1 protein-coding gene is annotated in these 655 nt (G+C 63.8%); it reads right to left on the reverse strand.

The features are described 5' to 3' along the window. Positions 1 to 655: ABC transporter permease (locus tag AC1D0I_RS32855; protein ID WP_477400227.1), on the reverse strand; the 655-nt coding region annotated here is incomplete at both ends.

Below are 655 nucleotides of genomic sequence, written 5' to 3' on the forward strand. Positions count from 1 at the left end.
CACCACGCCAGGCATAACCAGGGGCAGGTAGACGCGGCGAAACACCGTGAACGGCTTGGCACCCAGCGAGGATGCCGCCCTCAGATAGCCGTCGGGGAACGCTTTCATGACGCTGAAGATGGCAAGGACCATGAACGGCAGCAGAATGTGCGTCATTCCGACATAGACTGCCATACGGTTAAACATGAGGTCGAACGGCGCGCCACCTGCACCGAGCCCCGCAAGCACGGCGTTGACGATGCCCTCGCGTTGCAGGAGGACGGTCCAGGACAGGGTTCGCACGAGTATGGATGTCCACAGCGGCAGGAGAATAAAGATCATCAGAAATCCGGCCCGCCGTGGCGGTGAGCTGGCTATGAAATAGGCGAGCGGGAAGCCGACGATCAGGCAGATGAGTGTCACCCAGGCGGCCATGACCACCGTACGGACAAGCATGCCGGCGAAAAGCGCCTTGTCAGGCGCCACCTTGGCGATAGCGCCCTGATCGGTGCGCTTCAAGTCGAGCGCGGCAAGTAGGTTGGCGTCCGTCAGCGGACCGCCGGCGCGCTTGATTGCCGCCCACGTCGCGATCTGGCCCCACCGCGCGTCGATGGCGACGAAGTCCGGCCCCGTCAGCGTAGCGGGCTCGGCCGACACGGCGGTGACCGTCTTGAAC

The sequence above is a fragment of the Mesorhizobium sp. P2_D1 genome (assembly GCF_056404455.1).